Annotated in this window: 19 protein-coding genes; 12 read left to right on the forward strand and 7 right to left on the reverse strand. The window is 74.0% G+C overall.

From position 1 onward, the window contains the following. The first annotated feature begins 36 nt into the window (after positions 1-36). Positions 37-375, forward strand: a complete 339-nt coding sequence (locus ACQPX6_RS18665; protein WP_433781879.1) for a DUF3140 domain-containing protein — start codon at positions 37-39, stop codon at positions 373-375. Here the strand turns inward: ACQPX6_RS18665 and ACQPX6_RS18670 are convergent. Continuing rightward, positions 368-1,294 carry an alpha/beta hydrolase gene (locus ACQPX6_RS18670; protein WP_433781881.1) on the reverse strand — a complete coding sequence of 309 codons (927 nt, stop codon included), beginning with the start codon at positions 1,292-1,294 and terminating at the stop codon, positions 368-370. The two genes, ACQPX6_RS18665 and ACQPX6_RS18670, sit on opposite strands and share 8 nt — an antisense overlap. 272 nt (positions 1,295-1,566) lie before the next feature. Here ACQPX6_RS18670 and ACQPX6_RS18675 point away from each other — a divergent pair, with 272 nt between their 5' ends. Then, positions 1,567-1,899, forward strand: coding sequence for a hypothetical protein (locus tag ACQPX6_RS18675; protein WP_433781884.1), 333 nt, complete (start codon positions 1,567-1,569; stop codon positions 1,897-1,899). A 97-nt stretch (positions 1,900-1,996) separates the two neighbouring features. Here the strand turns inward: ACQPX6_RS18675 and ACQPX6_RS18680 are convergent, their stop codons facing one another. Next, a complete protein-coding gene (locus tag ACQPX6_RS18680) occupies positions 1,997-2,602 on the reverse strand; it encodes a hypothetical protein (protein ID WP_433781886.1) in 606 nt (201 codons plus the stop codon). 332 nt (positions 2,603-2,934) lie between these two features. On the opposite strand from ACQPX6_RS18680, the gene ACQPX6_RS18685 reads away from it, so the two are divergent. Both ACQPX6_RS18685 and ACQPX6_RS18690 read left to right on the forward strand, forming a co-directional pair. Next, a complete protein-coding gene (locus ACQPX6_RS18685; protein ID WP_433781888.1) occupies positions 2,935-4,083 on the forward strand; it encodes an alpha/beta fold hydrolase in 1,149 nt (382 codons plus the stop codon). 71 nt (positions 4,084-4,154) lie between these two features. Further along, positions 4,155-5,813, forward strand: a complete 1,659-nt coding sequence (locus ACQPX6_RS18690) for a catalase (RefSeq protein WP_433781890.1) — start codon at positions 4,155-4,157, stop codon at positions 5,811-5,813. 84 nt (positions 5,814-5,897) lie between these two features. On the opposite strand, the gene ACQPX6_RS18695 is transcribed toward ACQPX6_RS18690, so the two are convergent. Beyond that, entirely contained in the window at positions 5,898-6,128 is a 231-nt protein-coding gene (locus ACQPX6_RS18695) for a DUF2795 domain-containing protein (RefSeq protein ID WP_433781892.1), read from the reverse strand. A 164-nt stretch (positions 6,129-6,292) separates the two neighbouring features. Between ACQPX6_RS18695 and ACQPX6_RS18700 the strand changes: the two genes are divergently transcribed. The 3 genes from ACQPX6_RS18700 to ACQPX6_RS18710 all read left to right on the forward strand — a co-directional run bounded on the left by ACQPX6_RS18700 (position 6,293) and on the right by ACQPX6_RS18710 (position 7,843). After that, positions 6,293-6,742, forward strand: a complete 450-nt coding sequence (locus ACQPX6_RS18700; RefSeq protein WP_433781895.1) for a DUF6918 family protein — start codon at positions 6,293-6,295, stop codon at positions 6,740-6,742. A gap of 92 nt (positions 6,743-6,834) precedes the next feature. Then, entirely contained in the window at positions 6,835-7,131 is a 297-nt protein-coding gene (locus tag ACQPX6_RS18705) for an EthD family reductase (RefSeq protein WP_433781897.1), read from the forward strand. Between the two features lie 82 nt (positions 7,132-7,213). Continuing rightward, a complete protein-coding gene (locus ACQPX6_RS18710) occupies positions 7,214-7,843 on the forward strand; it encodes a class I SAM-dependent methyltransferase (RefSeq protein ID WP_433781899.1) in 630 nt (209 codons plus the stop codon). A gap of 1 nt (position 7,844) precedes the next feature. On the opposite strand, the gene ACQPX6_RS18715 is transcribed toward ACQPX6_RS18710, so the two are convergent. Beyond that, on the reverse strand, positions 7,845-8,504 hold the full coding sequence (locus tag ACQPX6_RS18715) for a heme oxygenase (biliverdin-producing) (RefSeq protein WP_433781901.1): 660 nt from the start codon (positions 8,502-8,504) through the stop codon (positions 7,845-7,847). A 133-nt stretch (positions 8,505-8,637) separates the two neighbouring features. Between ACQPX6_RS18715 and ACQPX6_RS18720 the strand changes: the two genes are divergently transcribed. After that, positions 8,638-9,129, forward strand: a complete 492-nt coding sequence (locus ACQPX6_RS18720) for a pyridoxamine 5'-phosphate oxidase family protein (RefSeq protein ID WP_433781903.1) — start codon at positions 8,638-8,640, stop codon at positions 9,127-9,129. A gap of 9 nt (positions 9,130-9,138) precedes the next feature. Here ACQPX6_RS18720 and ACQPX6_RS18725 read toward each other — a convergent pair whose 3' ends face one another. Then, entirely contained in the window at positions 9,139-9,960 is an 822-nt protein-coding gene (locus tag ACQPX6_RS18725) for a polysaccharide deacetylase family protein (RefSeq protein WP_433781905.1), read from the reverse strand. 224 nt (positions 9,961-10,184) lie between these two features. Between ACQPX6_RS18725 and ACQPX6_RS18730 the strand changes: the two genes are divergently transcribed. The 4 genes from ACQPX6_RS18730 (at position 10,185) to ACQPX6_RS18745 (ending at position 12,832) form a co-directional block, all read left to right on the forward strand. After that, complete coding sequence (locus tag ACQPX6_RS18730; RefSeq protein WP_433781907.1) at positions 10,185-11,825, forward strand: dihydroxyacetone kinase family protein; 1,641 nt, start codon at positions 10,185-10,187, stop codon at positions 11,823-11,825. 5 nt (positions 11,826-11,830) lie between these two features. Continuing rightward, positions 11,831-12,154, forward strand: coding sequence for a DMT family transporter (locus ACQPX6_RS18735; RefSeq protein ID WP_433781909.1), 324 nt, complete (start codon positions 11,831-11,833; stop codon positions 12,152-12,154). Between the two features lie 72 nt (positions 12,155-12,226). Beyond that, positions 12,227-12,616, forward strand: coding sequence for a nuclear transport factor 2 family protein (locus tag ACQPX6_RS18740; RefSeq protein ID WP_433781910.1), 390 nt, complete (start codon positions 12,227-12,229; stop codon positions 12,614-12,616). Positions 12,617-12,661: 45 nt separating this feature from the next. Next, positions 12,662-12,832 carry a hypothetical protein gene (locus ACQPX6_RS18745; RefSeq protein WP_433781912.1) on the forward strand — a complete coding sequence of 57 codons (171 nt, stop codon included), beginning with the start codon at positions 12,662-12,664 and terminating at the stop codon, positions 12,830-12,832. Positions 12,833-12,835: 3 nt separating this feature from the next. Here the strand turns inward: ACQPX6_RS18745 and ACQPX6_RS18750 are convergent, their stop codons facing one another. Then, a complete protein-coding gene (locus ACQPX6_RS18750) occupies positions 12,836-13,105 on the reverse strand; it encodes a hypothetical protein (protein WP_433781913.1) in 270 nt (89 codons plus the stop codon). 95 nt (positions 13,106-13,200) lie between these two features. After that, positions 13,201-13,863 (reverse strand): DUF4190 domain-containing protein, encoded by a 663-nt coding sequence (locus ACQPX6_RS18755; protein ID WP_433781915.1) that lies wholly within the window; start codon positions 13,861-13,863, stop codon positions 13,201-13,203. Positions 13,864-13,935: the final 72 nt, after the last annotated feature.

Consider the following 13,935-nt stretch of genomic DNA (forward strand, 5'->3'; position numbering starts at 1 on the left):
GCGGTGTCGAGGAGCCGGTCGGGGGTACACGCGGCCATGGCCGGAAAGGACACCCAGCAGATCCGTGACGAGTTCGACGAGGTCGTCAACATGGACACCGGTGAGCTCGAGAAGTGGCTGAAGACCGACGAGTCGCAGTCGGTGGGCCAGTCGTCGGGCGACTCCGACGAGTCGACCGGGCACCACATGGGCCGGCGCATCGTCGAGATCCAGAAGAAGAAGGCCGACGACCTCGACGACGACGACCTCGCGGCGATGAAGAAGGTGCACGGCTACGTGGCGCGGCACCTGAAGCAGAAGCCGACGAAGGAGGACATCGAGACGTCCAAGTGGCGGTACTCGCTGATGAACTGGGGTCACGACCCGCTCAAGTAGGCGCCAGCAGCTCCGCGAGCTCGGCGTGCAGCGCCGCCACGGCCGCGTCCGCCGCGGGGACCGCGGCGGTGAACCCGTAGAAGCCGTGCACCAGCGACGGGTGCTCGCGGCGCCGCGCGTCCACCCCGGCGGCGGCCAGCGCGTCGGCGTAGGCGTGCCCGGCGTCGCGGAGCGGGTCGTACCCCGCCGTCGCGACGATCGTGGGCCCGAGCCCGGCGAGCGACGCCGCGCGCAACGGCGAGAGCCGCGCGTCGCCGCGGGGGTCGTGGCCCGCGAGGTAGAGCTTCGAGCAGGCCCGCACGTCGCCGGCCGTGAGCCAGTAGCCCTCGGCGTTCTCGGCCAGCGACGGGTAGCGCGCCTCGAAGTCCGGCGGCGGGTAGACCAGCAGGCTCGCCGTCGGCCCGCGCCCCTCGTCGCGCAGGGTTAGGGCGGTGACGGCGGCGAGGTTGGCCCCGGCGCTGTCGCCGACCAGGGCCCACCGGGCGGGGCCGCGGTCGTCGAGCAGGGCCCGGACGGCGGCGAGGGTGTCCTCGAGCGGCACCGGGAACGGGTGCTCGGGCGCGAGCCGGGGGTCGACGGCGGCCACGACGGCACCGAGGTCGTCGGCGAGCCGGGCCGCGACCGCGTCGTAGACGTCGCCCCCGCCGAGGACCCAGCCGCCGCCGTGCACGAACACCGCCAGGGCGTCGGAGCTCTCGGTGGCCGGACGGTGCACCCGCACGGCCGCCCCGCCGGCGTCGGTGATCTCCGGCACCCGGGCCGCGCCGGCGGCCTCGGCCAGCTGCGCCGCGTAGCGCTCGCGGGCCTCCGCGACCGTCCCCGCGAACATCGCCGGCTGGTCGGACCAGCGCTCGAGCAGGGCCCGCACGCCCGGGTCGAGGGCGTCGCGGAGGGGCTCCTCACCGGGCGGGGCGCGCACCCCGGCGAGCGTAGGCGGATACGCCCGGCGAACCACTCTCTCGGGTCATCCCGGCCGAACGGGTGACGGAGAACAATGCCCTGACGTCCCGTCTCCGCCGTTGCCGAATCGATACCGAACCCGTGGGAACCTCCCGGCCCCCGCAGGCGTCATCCCGGTGTCGATCCCCGCGACGCCCCGGCACCCCCGGCCCCAGCCCCCGGCCGTCGGGCGCCGGCGCGGCCCCCGACGCGCCCCGCTGACATCACGACCCGAAGGACCGACGCACCCCGATGGCTCTGCCCTGGCCGCACAGCACGCCGACCCTGCCCCGTCCCGCCTCCGCCGTCCCGCGCACGGCCCCGGCCCGCCCGGCCGACGCGGCCGGCTCGCCCGGCCTGGCCGCGCGCATCACCACCGCCGCGCGCCACCAGCCCGCGCTCGTCCGCCTCGGCGCGATCGCGACCAACCCGCTCACCGCCCTGGTCGTCATGCTGATCGGCCTGGCGCTGCTGTTCGTGCTGCCGCTGGTCGGCCTGCCGTTCGTCGCGGTGGTCGTGCTGCCCGCGGTGATCTTCCACCTGCGCCCCGAGCGCCGCACCGCCCTGCGTCGCCCGCGCGGCTGACGCCGCACCACCGGCGCCCCGGGATCGCACCGACGGCCCCGCTCCCCCCTCGGGAGCGGGGCCGTCGGCGTCCGTGGGCCCGGGCGCGCCGGCGGGGTCAGCCGGCCGGGCTCGTCGAGGGCTCGGCGGAGCCGCCGGTCGAGGGCTCGGGTGACGGGTCCGTGGACGGCTCGGTCGACGAGGTCGAGGGCTCCGTCGAGGGCTCGGTCGAGGGCCCCGTCGACGGCTCCGTGGTGTCCTGCGGGGTGGGGGCCGTGGCGGGTTCGGTGGGCGAGGACGTGCCCGGCGAGGTCGTGGGCCGCGTGGACCCCGACGTCCCCGGCGTCGACGACACCGGCCGGCGTCCGCCGGTCGTGCTCGCGCGCTCGGGCCGCGGCTCCGGCGGGGCGACGACGACCCCGCCCGGCGCGGGCGAGGACGCGGCGACGGGGCCGGCGGCCGCCGTGGCCGGGGTCGTCAGGGGCTGGCGGTCGGCGCGCAGGTCGAGGTCGGCGACGGTCGGGGTGATCGTCGGGTCCACCGCGGCGGGCGCCACCGGCGCGATGACCGGGACGCCCCAGGGCAGCGGCGTGTCGACCTCGGCGATCGCGCCCGGCATGCCCACGGTCGTCGACGACTGGGTGATCGACTGGTACACCGCCGTACTCAGCGACGCGGCCCCGACCAGCCCGACGCCGATCCCCGCCGCGATCCGCGACCGCACACCGCTCCGCTCGGACGGGGTGTCACAGGGCGTCTCGGACACGGGCTCGATCAACGGTGGTGCTCCCTCTCGTCGGTGCGCCACGCCGCCCCGAGGACGGGCCCGGGGCGGCGCCACCTGGTCCAACGGCGCAGAGGTGTGACGGTGGCTCGGACGATCGGGCGGAGCCGCCTGCGCCCGAACAGCCCAGTCGTTGGCGCGCAAACGTCGCGCGGACCAGGGCGGACGCCCGCACGTGCCACCCCACCCCGTGACCCGCAGTGAGCGGATTTCACGGCGCGTGAGTGACGTGGGGCTGTCCGTGGCCCCGAGCGGGCCTACGATCCGGTCGTGTGACCGCCGAGCAGCAGCCCGAGGAGCGCCCCGACGACGCGGCGCCCGCCCCGTCCGGCGGCACGCTCGCCCGCCGGTCGCCGACCCCGGCGGCCTCCGCGCCGCGGCGCGCGTGGGACAACCTGTGGGACTACGTCGCCCACGGCGGCCACCTCGCCGACACCCGGCGGCTGCCGCGCCTGCCGATCCTGCACGGCGAGGGCTACACCGTCTGGCGCTACGACCCGCTCGTCACGCCGGACCCGCAGCGCGCCCCGCTGCTGCTCGTGCCCCCGTTGGGCGCGCCCGACTTCGCCTTCGACCTGCGCCGGGGCGCGAGCCTCGTCGAGGACCTGCTCGCCGGGGGCCGCGAGGTCTATGTCGTCACCTACGCCTCGACCGGCCCGTCCGCCGGCCGCCGCGGGCTGGAGCTCTGGGTCGACGAGATCCTCCCGGCGTCGCTGTTCGCGGTCGCGGCGCGGCACGACGAGGCCGCCGTGCACCTCGTCGGGTGGAGCCTGGGCGGGCTGTTCGCGCTGCTCACGGCGGCGAGCGACGTCTCGGGCGCCCCGATCCGCTCGGTCACCGCGTTCGCCTCGCCCGTCGACGTCTCCGCGGTCCCCCTGGTGGCCCCGTTCCGGTCGGTCGCCGAGTACACCGGCGGCCGGATCTTCTCGGCGGCCTACCGCACGCTCGGGTCGTTCCCGGCCACCGCGGTCAAGTGGGCGTTCCAGCTGACCAGCGTCGAGCGCTACCTGACCAAGCCCGTGACGCTGCTGACCCACCTCGACGACCGGGAGCTGCTCGAGCAGATCGAGGCCGTCGACCTGCTCATGGCCAGCATGAGCGCCTACCCCGGCCGGGCGTTCGGGCAGATCTACCACCACGTCATCCGGGAGAACGACCTCGCGGACGACGACCTGCGCCTCGCCGGCCGCCCGGTCCGGCTGGCCGCGGTACGGGTACCGGTGCTGCTCGTCGCCGGGGCCGACGACGTCATCGCCCCCGTCGCCGCGGTCGAGCGGGCCACCGAGCTGCTCACCGGCAGCCCCGACCTGCGCTTCGTCGTCCGGCCGGGCGGCCACCTGGGCGTGCTGGCGGGCCGCCGCGCCCGGGAGAACTCGTGGCGCGACCTGGAGACGTTCCTCGCGGCACACGACGGCACGTGACCGGTTAGGGGCTCACGCGGACCCGGGTAGACCCGACGGGTTCGCGACGTCCCACCACGAGGAGTTCCCTCATGACCGACGTGTCCAGCAAGGGTCCGGCACCCGGCGACGACCGCGCGGTGCTGACCAACCGGCAGGGCCACCCGGTCTACGACAACCAGAACCAGCGCACCATCGGGGCCCGCGGGCCCGCGACGCTGGAGAACTACCAGTTCCTCGAGAAGATCAGCCACTTCGACCGCGAGCGCATCCCCGAGCGCGTGGTCCACGCCCGCGGCGCCCTGGCCTACGGCTACTTCGAGGCCTACGGGACCTGGGGCGACGAGCCCATCAACCGCTACACCCGCGCCAAGCTGTTCGCTGAGCAGGGCAAGCGCACCGACGTCGCCGTCCGCTTCTCCAGCGTCATCGGCGGTCGCGACTCCACCGAGTGCGCCCGCGACCCGCGCGGTTTCGCGGTGAAGTTCTACACCGAGGACGGCAACTGGGACCTGGTCGGCAACAACCTCGCGGTCTTCTTCATCCGCGACGCCATCAAGTTCCCGGACGTCATCCACGCGCTCAAGCCCGACCCCGTGACGTTCCACCAGGAGCCGAACCGGATCTTCGACTTCATGTCGCAGACGCCGGAGAGCATGCACATGCTCATGAACCTGTTCAGCCCGCGCGGCATCCCTTCGGACTACCGCCACATGCAGGGCTTCGGCGTGAACACGTACAAGTGGTTGAACGAGCAGGGCGAGTCGGTGCTGGTCAAGTACCACTGGATCCCGAAGCAGGGCGTCCGCTCGATGACCGACGAGGACGCGGCCAACATCCAGGCCTACGAGCTCGGGCACGCCACGAAGGACCTCTACGAGTCCATCGAGAACGGCGATTTCCCCGAGTGGGAGCTGCGCGTCCAGATGATGGCCGACGGCGAGCACCCGGAGCTGGACTTCGACCCGCTCGACGACACCAAGACGTGGCCGGAGAACGAGTTCCCGGCGAAGCCGGTGGGCCGCATGGTGCTCGACCGCAACGTCGTCAACCAGTTCGCGGAGAACGAACAGATCGCGTTCGGCACCGGCGTGCTGGTCGACGGTCTCGACTTCTCCGACGACAAGATGCTGATCGGCCGGACGTTCTCGTACTCCGACACCCAGCGCTACCGCGTCGGACCCAACTACCTGCAGCTGCCGGTGAACCAGCCCAAGACGCGGGTGGCCACCAACCAGCGTGACGGGCAGATGGAGTACTCGGTCGACCACGTGCCGGGCACCAACCCGCACGTGAACTACGAGCCGTCGATCCACGGGGGCCTGCGAGAGGCGCAGTACCCGCAGCACGACGAACAGGGCCCGGTGATCGAGGGCCGAGTCACGCGCAAGCGCATCCCGCTCACCCAGGACTACCTGCAGGCCGGCCAGCGGTACCTGCTCATGGAGGACTGGGAGCGCGACGACCTGGTGAACAACTTCGTCACGCTGCTGGGTCAGTGCGAGCGCGACGTGCAGGAGCGCATGGTCTGGCACTTCTTCCTCGTCGAGGACGAGCTGGGCGAGCGCGTCGGTGAGGGCCTGGGCATCAAGGCCTCCGACGTCGCCCACCTGGAGCCGCTGGAGAGCCAGACGCTGTCCGAGGAGGACCAGCAGCGCCTGGCCGACCTCGGCAACAACGGGCGCCGCGACGTCGGGGGGCTCGTCATGACCCACTGCGTCCCGAACGAGCGGTTCGAGACGAGCCGCTGACGCGCGACCCCGTACTGACCGAAGGGCCCCTCCGCTCGGGAGAACCGAGCGGAGGGGCCCTTCGGTCGTCTCCGGGCCGAGGTGTCAGCGCGCCTCGGGCGGGACCTCGTCGGGGTGGTCGTCCTCGGTGAGCGACACCGACGCGACGACGTCGGACGCGCTGCCGTACTCCACCGGCGGCACGGCGCGCAGGGCGCGGACGGTCTGCTCGTCACCCGTGCGCTCGGCGGCCGCGACGATCGTGTCGCGGTCGGCGGGGAACGACAGGCCGTCGAGCGCGGCGTCGAGGCGGTCTCGGGTGGTGGACGCGGACACGGGCGACTCCTGGGAGGTCGGGGGCGCGGACGGGTTGTGGTGCCCGCGCGCACACACCTCGCTGAACCACACCCGTGTGGTTCACCCGGCCCCCTGCCGCCCGGTCCGCTCCGGCGCTGTCGTACGGTCGGCGGCGCTCCCTGCTCCCCGAGGAAGGACACCGAATGGCCGAGACCCTCAAGGCTCGCCTTCTCGACTCCGACCGCCGTGGCGCGGTCGTCGCCGACCTGCAGACGCTGGTCGACACCGAGGTCGCGAACAAGAGCGGCCTGTCCGGCGGGATCGTCAAGACCGGCTACGCCGCCGTGAAGAAGGTCAAGCCGGGCATCATCCCCGAGGCGATCGACAAGATGCTCGACGAGTTCGTCGACCAGCTCGAGCCCTTCTGGGCCGCATACTCCACCGAGCCCCTCGGCGACTTCGGCACGTTCCTCGCCGCCCGCCCGCACGAGGCCTCCGAGGCGCTGCTGGCGGTCACCGACCGGCGCGCCGAGCGCAGCAACCGTGCGGCCATCACGTCGGTCTACGGCAAGCTGCGCCCGAAGGCCCAGGAGAACGTCGTCGAGGCCCTGCCGGGCCTGGGCACCGTGGTGGAGAAGCACGCCCGCCCCTGACCTCTCCGCTCCCCTCGGCGACGGCCCCGGCGCCGCGGACCTCCCCGAACGGTCCGTGGTCCCGGGGCCGTCGCGCGTGGTGGGGTGATCGCGTGCACATCGTCACCGTCCTCTACGGCCACCCCACCGACCCCGACGCCTTCGACGCGTACTACCGCGACACCCACGCTCCCCTCGTCGACGCCATCGGCGGGCTGAAGGGCTGGACCGCCCGCAAGGCCGCGTCCCTCGACGAGAACCCGCCGCCCTACTACCTCATCGCCGAGCTGTCGTTCGACTCGGCGGAGGACCTCCAGGCCGGCATGGGCTCGGCGGAGGGCCAGGCCGCGGCCGCGGACGTCCCGAACTTCGCCTCCGGCGGGGTGACGATGTTCCTCGCGCACGACTGAGGTGCGCGGAGGCGGTCTTGACCTCGAGAACGATCGAGGTCGGAGGCTCGGTGGTCACGACACCGCACCCGGAGGTCTCCCGATGTCCACTCCTGCCCCCTCCCGCTTCCAGGACGCCTACGTCGCCGGCGAGCCGCCCTGGGTGATCGGCGAGCCGCAGCCGGCCGTGGTCGCCGCCGAGGCCGAGGGCCTGCTGCGCGGCCGGGTGCTCGACCTCGGCTGCGGCACCGGCGAGCACACCGTCCTGCTCGCCGCCCGCGGCCACGACGTCGTCGGCGCCGACTCCGCGCCGGCCGCCCTCGACCGTGGGCGCGCGATCGCGGCCGCGCGGGGGGTCGGGGCGTCGTTCGTCGAGGCCGACGCCCTGGACCCGACGGGCCTGCGCGGGTTCGACACCGTGCTCGACAGCGCGCTGTTCCACATCTTCGACGCCGACGACCAGGCCCGGTACGCCGACGCCCTGCGCGACGTCGTGGTCGACGGGGGCCGGATCGTGCTCCTGGGTCTCGCCCCGGGGCCGGCGTTCGGTCCCGAGGTCACCGACGACGCCATCCGCACCGCGTTCTCCCGGCCCGGCTGGGCGGTCGAGCAGCTGCGCGAGAGCACCTACCGTGGCCGCGTCCCCGACCAGGCGCAGGCCGACCTGCTGGGCGTGCCGGTCGGCGGGCACGTCGACCTGCCCGCGTGGCTGGCGGTCGCCCGCCGGAGCTGAATCAGGCCGCCAGGTGCTCCGGCGGCACCGTGCCGGCGAGCTCGACGAGCATCGCGATGTTGAGCTCGAAGGCCCGGCACGCCTCGTCGGCGATCCGCGCGCGCTCGACGTCGTCCCAGGCGGCGGCGTCGAGCAGCGCGCGGTAGTGCGCCCGGAAGGGCGGCACGGGCCCGAGGCCGCCGAAGTCGTAGAACCGCGAGCCGTCGCCGGAGACGCCGTAGGTGCGGCGCAGGAGCCCGCGCACGGCCTGGCCGCCGGCGAGGTCGCCGAGGTAGCGCGTGTAGTGGTGGGCCACCCAGCCCGCCGACCACTCCTCGACGGTCTCGCGGATGCGCTCCACGTAGGCCGCGGTGGCGGGCAGCGCCTCGAGGTCGTCGGCCCAGCCGGGGCCGCGGAGGAAGGCGAGGTCGGCGGCCAGGGCGTCCCGGCGCCGCAGGGCGTCGACGGCGAACCCGCCGACCACCGGGTCGGCGCCCAGCAGGTCGGCCCCGTCCTCGAGCGCGCCGTAGACGTGCCAGTACTGCACGACCAGCGTCGCGTAGTCGTCGAGCGCGAGGCGCCCGCCGAGCAGGGCGTCCATGTACGTGGAGTGGTGCGCACGCTCGTGGGCCTCGGCGGTGGCGCGGCGCAGGACCTGGGAGAAGGGCTGGTGCTCGCTCACGGTCCGCCTCCGGCGTCGCTGGGCTACCGGGGACGACACTAGGGTCCGGCGGCGGGTGAGGCTACCCTCACCCGCGACGACCTGAGCTCTCGCGACCGTCGCCGTTGTCGGGGGTCGGCCCTACCGTCCTCGCATGGCTCTCTGGACCGACTTCGCCGACGCCGCGCCCCGCATCGCCGAGGTCTTCACCCGCCGTCACGCCGCCGCCGGGAAGCTGTGCATGCTCGGGACGCTGCGGCCCGATGGCTGGCCGCGCATCAGCCCGATGGAGCCCCGGTTCCTCGAGGGCGACCTGTGGCTGGTCGGCATGCCGCACACCGCCAAGTTCGCCGATCTGGGTGCCGACCCCCGGTTCACGCTGCACACGGCCACGGTCGACACGCAGGTCACCGACGGCGACGCCAAGATCTGGGGCCGGGTCGAGGACGTCCGCGACACGGCGCTGCACCAACGCTTCGCCGAGTCGGTGTACGAGGACATCGGGCTCGACCTGCGGGGTCAGGAGTTCGACCAGTTCCTGCGCGCGGACATCGTCGGCGCGGCGTCGGTGGCCGTCGGCGACGACCACATGGACGTCACCACGTGGCGCGAGGGCGCCCCGGAGAAGGTGATCCGCAAGCACTGACCGCCGGGGTCAGTTCGGCAGCGTGAACTCGTACCCCTGCTCCTGCAGCCAGGGCAGCAGCTGGCGCACGGCCTCGACGGTCTGCTCGCGGGGTCCGCCGCCGTCGTGGAACAGGATGATCGCGCCGGGGTGCACCGACTGCTGCACGCTGGCGACGATCGCGGCGACGCCGGGCTGGGTCCAGTCGAGGGTGTCCACCGACCACCCCAGCGGGCGCATCCCGGTGCGCGCGGCCACCTCGTCGAGCTGCGGCGTCCACGCACCCTCCGGGGCGCGGAAGTAGTCCACCGGTGCGGGCGGCTGGAACACCGTCGCCAGCGACGAGTGGCTGGTGTCGAGCTGGCGGCTCATCAGCTCGGGGTCGTGCATGCCGACGGTGGCGTCGTGGGACATCGTGTGGTCACAGAGCCGGTGTCCCGCATCGACCACGCGGTGCACGAGGTCGGTGTGGACGGCGGCCTGGTTGCCGATCATGCAGAAGGTCGCTGGCGCCCGGTACTCGGCCAGCAGCTCGAGCACCTGCGGCGTGTACTGCGGCGTCGGCCCGTCGTCGAAGGTAAGCGCCACGGTCGGCCGCTCGGTGGTCGTCGACGTGACGGACAGCCGCGACGAGGTGATCGCCGGGCGTGCGACGCCGGGCATGCCGCGCACGGGGGCGTCCTCGGCGGTGCGCGCCCGCGGGCCGGCCGCCGACGCGGCCACCGCCGGGCCCTCGCTGGTCGCCAGCACCGTCGGCGCTCCCACGTCGGAGAGCACGACGGCGGCCACCCCGACGATCAGCCCGACCGTCGTGAGCAGGCCGGCCCAGCGGTAGATGTAGGGCGGACTCACGATCTGGCGCAGGATGACGCGTTGCCGAGGAGTGAGCATCCGCATCAACCGTCCCATTCGTCACATGAGCCACACACGTCACAGCCGTCGGCCACCATAGAGGCCCGTTCGTTCGATCCGGCAGTGACCCTCTAGGTCTGATCGAGTGAATGTGCGCTCGTGCGACGACCGGACCCGCGCGGGAGCCCCGTTCGTCCGGAGGCCCTGCGGGGAAGTCACCACGCGTGAAGAAGCTGATCAACGACGCCGGCCGCGTCGTCCAGGAGGCCCTGACCGGCGTCGCCCGGGTCACCGAGGGTGCCGCGTTCGTCGACGGCCACCACGTGCTCGTGCGCGCCGACCGGGAGGCGGGCCGGGTCGCCGTCCTCTCCGGCGGCGGGTCGGGCCACGAGCCGGCGTTCAGCGGCTACCTCGGCCCGGGGCACCTCGACGGCGCCGTCTGCGGCGAGGTCTTCGCGTCGCCGGGCGTCGATGCCGTGCTCGCGGGCATCCGCGCCGTCGACGACCCCACGCTGCTCGTGGTCATGAACTACACCGGCGACCGCCTCAACTTCGGTCTCGCCGCACAGCTCGCCCGCGCCGAGGGCCGCGAGTGCACGATGGTGACGGTCGCCGACGACGTCGCCCTCGACGCCGACGACGACGTCACCGCCGGGCGCCGCGGGCTCGCCGGCACCGTGCTCGTCACCAAGGTGGCGGGTGCCGCCGCGGCCGCGGGGTGGTCGCTGGAGAAGGTCACCGATGCGGCGCAGCGCGCGGCCGAGGCCGTCGGGACGATGGGGCTCGCCCTGACCCCGGCCACCGTCCCGGGCGGCGAGGCCGGCTTCTCCCTCGGCGAGGAGGAGATCGAGATCGGGCTCGGCATCCACGGCGAGCCCGGGGTGCGGCGCGAGTCGCTACGGCCCGCGGACGACCTGGTCGACGAGCTGGTGGAGAACGTCTGCGCCGACCGCGGCATCGGTGAGGGCGACCGGGTCGTCGTCCTCGTCAACGGCACGGGCGCGACGCCGCCGATGGAGCTGTCGATCGTGCTGAGGCGCGTCCTCGAGAACCTGGGCGAGCGCGGTGTGCGCGTCGAGCGCGGCTGGTCGGGCACGTTCCTGTCCTCGATCGACATGGCCGGCGTCTCGGTCGCCCTGCTGCCCGTGGACGACGAGCGCCTCGAGCTGATCGACGCGCCGGCACGGTCGGCGGGCTGGCCGTCGGGCTCGGGGCGGCTGTCGGGCCCGGCGTCCGAGCCCGTGCCGACCGTGGAGGTGCCGGAGGACGAGCAGGTCGTCTCGGGTGACGGCAGCGGGCGCCTGCGCGCGACCGTCGAGGCGGTGTGCCGCGCCGTGCAGGAGGCCGAGGACCACCTCACCGAGCTCGACACGGCCACCGGCGACGGCGACCTCGGGACGTCGCTGACCCGCGGGGCCTCCGGCGTGCTCGAGGGCCTCGACACCGCCGACCTCGACGACCCGGTCGCCACCCTGCGCTCGGTGGCGGCGTCCGTGCGCCGCGCCATCGGCGGCACCTCGGGCCCGCTGCTCGCCACCGCCCTGCTGCACGCCGCCGAGCACCTGGACGCCGGCGGCGCACCGGAGGAGGCGCTGCGGGCCGCGGCCGACGGGATCGCCGACCTCGGCGGCGCCCGCCGCGGCGACCGCACGCTGCTCGACGCGCTCTACCCCGCCGCCGACGAGCACGCCTCGTCCGGCTCCCTGTCGTCGGCCGCGTCGGCGGCGGCCGAGGGCGCGGAGGCGACGGCGGAGATGACGCCCCGCCGCGGCCGGTCGAGCTACCTCGGCGAGCGCGCGCACGGGCACCGCGACGCGGGCGCCGAGGCCGTGGTCGTCGTCCTGCGCGCGCTCGCGGAGGCCTGAGCCCGGTGGCCTGGGTCTACCTCGTCGTCGCGGGCCTGCTCGAGGCGGTGTGGGCCGCGGCGCTCGAGGCCTCGCGGGGCTTCAGCCGGCTCGTCCCGTCGATCGTGTTCGTCGTGGCGCTCGTGCTGAGCATGCTCGGCCTGGCCATCGCGCTGCGCGACCTGCCGCTGGGCACGGGCTACGCGGTGTGGGTCGGGATCGGCGCGGTCGGCACGGTGATCTACGGGGTGGTCGCGCTCCAGGAGCCGCTGGGCGTGGCCCGGATGGCGTGCCTGCTGGCGATCGTCGCCGGGGTCGTCGGCCTGCGACTGGTGGGCGGCGGGCACTGAGCCGTCCCGCGCAGCCGTCGAGGAGGGCTACCGTCAGCACGCGGGACGGGGGCAGATTTCGGAGGCCGCGTGATGAGCGATCCCGGTGGTGCATCGGTCGAGACGTTGCGGGCGATGGCCGACGCGTTCAACGCCCACGATCTGGACGCGATCATGGAGTTCTTCGCCGACGACTGCTCCCTGGACATGCCGAGGGGACCAGAGCCCTGGGGTACCCGCCTCGAAGGCCGGGCGGCGGTGCGCGAGGGCCTGGCCGCGCGCTTCGCGGGCCTGCCGGACGTCCACTACGGGGACGGCCGGCACTGGGTCAGCGGCGACCTCGGTGTCTCCGAGTGGCTCCTGACGGGCACGCGGCCCGACGGCGAGCACGTGCGCGTGCGGGGGTGCGACCACTGGGAGTTCCGGGACGGCGAGATCGTCCGCAAGGACTCGTACTGGAAGATCGTGGAACATCCCTCGTGAAGGCGCGGACCGATTGTCCGGGCGACCAGACGGGCAGCCCCCACCATGACCGGACCGAAGAGCGATTCCTCCACCCAGCACGAAGGTTCGACCGCGCGCGGCGAGGCCGCACCCGAGGCCACCTCCCCGATGAGCGACGGCCAGGGCGAGCAGGCCGACCAGGAAGGTCGCCACGTCGAGCGCGACGTCGAGGACAACGCCGACCTCGACGGTTGAGCCTCAGAGCGTCGTGAAGTACCGGACGACGGGCAGCGCGGTGAAGCCGCACTCTTCGTAGAGCCGGCGCGCGGGCTCGTGCCCGGGGTCTCCCCCGGTCTCGACCACCACCGCGCGCTGGTCGGCGCGCCCATCCGGATGCTGGCGCTCGAAGACGCCCGACCCCGCCAGCTGGCGCTCGATCGACGCGAACACCGGCGCCCAGACCCGCAGCGCGAGGTCGACCAGCGGGGCGAGGTCGCGCGCTTCGAGCGGCCTGATCACGGGGTCCACGGCGCCGGATGGTGGCAGGGCGCGCGGCGGCGCGACCACGTCTTTCCGTGGCGGATGCTTCGAGGACCGAAGCATCCGTCACTTCATCGCTCGACCTAGGACGTCGGGGCCCAGGTGCAGTCGCCGGTGAACTCGACGAGACCGTCGCTCGCCCTCACGGTGATGTAGGCGGGCCCGTTGTTGGTCGTCTCGGGCATGCCGATCGACGAGCCGTCGGCACTCTGGCGCGCGGCCATGCACAGCGGGAAGACGCTGTCGTCGGGCGCACCGTCGGTGCGATAACGGCCGGGCGCGATCTCCGAGCCCACCGTGTACGTGCCCTGCCCGAAGCTGCCCGCCGGAGTGGTGGCGGACTCGGCCGCCGCGGACTGCGTGGGCGCCGAGTACGACGGCGCCGAGTACGTGCTGCTGGTGGTGGAACCGCTCGTCGCCGCGGCCATGGCACTCACCCACAGGAAGCAGATCAGGAGCCCGACCACACCGAGCACGATCCCGGCGACGGCGAGGCCGCGGCCGGTGCCCTGGCGCCGACCCGCGGCGGTCATCCCGACGATCGACAGCACGAGCCCGACGGGACTGATCACCCACGCGACGATCCCGAGGAACGGGACGAGGGCGAGGACGGCCCCGACGAGGGCGACCACGAAGCCGGCGGTGGCCAGCCCGTTGCTCGGCGGCGGGTAGGGAGGCGGCGGCCCGTAGGGACCCGGCCCCGGGTACTGGTTGAACGGCTGCGGCGACTGGTACTGCTGCGTCATCGTGATCCCCCGACGGTCGTACTGGACGACCGTGTTTCGCCACCGACCGAACGCCCGTTACGACGAAGTGCC

It is taken from the genome of Actinomycetospora sp. CA-101289, assembly GCF_050955895.1.
Lineage (GTDB): Bacteria > Actinomycetota > Actinomycetes > Mycobacteriales > Pseudonocardiaceae > Actinomycetospora.

Bases quoted from the DNA above. Each gene is read 5' to 3' on its own strand.
- ACQPX6_RS18665 (WP_433781879.1), top strand. From the start codon at position 37: ATGGCCGGAAAGGACACCCAGCAGATCCGTGACGAGTTCGACGAGGTC.
- ACQPX6_RS18675 (WP_433781884.1), top strand. From the start codon at position 1,567: ATGGCTCTGCCCTGGCCGCACAGCACGCCGACCCTGCCCCGTCCCGCC.
- ACQPX6_RS18690 (WP_433781890.1), top strand. From the start codon at position 4,155: ATGACCGACGTGTCCAGCAAGGGTCCGGCACCCGGCGACGACCGCGCG.
- ACQPX6_RS18700 (WP_433781895.1), top strand. From the start codon at position 6,293: ATGGCCGAGACCCTCAAGGCTCGCCTTCTCGACTCCGACCGCCGTGGC.
- ACQPX6_RS18710 (WP_433781899.1), top strand. From the start codon at position 7,214: ATGTCCACTCCTGCCCCCTCCCGCTTCCAGGACGCCTACGTCGCCGGC.
- ACQPX6_RS18720 (WP_433781903.1), top strand. From the start codon at position 8,638: ATGGCTCTCTGGACCGACTTCGCCGACGCCGCGCCCCGCATCGCCGAG.
- ACQPX6_RS18740 (WP_433781910.1), top strand. From the start codon at position 12,227: ATGAGCGATCCCGGTGGTGCATCGGTCGAGACGTTGCGGGCGATGGCC.
- ACQPX6_RS18745 (WP_433781912.1), top strand. From the start codon at position 12,662: ATGACCGGACCGAAGAGCGATTCCTCCACCCAGCACGAAGGTTCGACC.
- ACQPX6_RS18755 (WP_433781915.1), bottom strand. From the start codon at position 13,863: ATGACGCAGCAGTACCAGTCGCCGCAGCCGTTCAACCAGTACCCGGGG.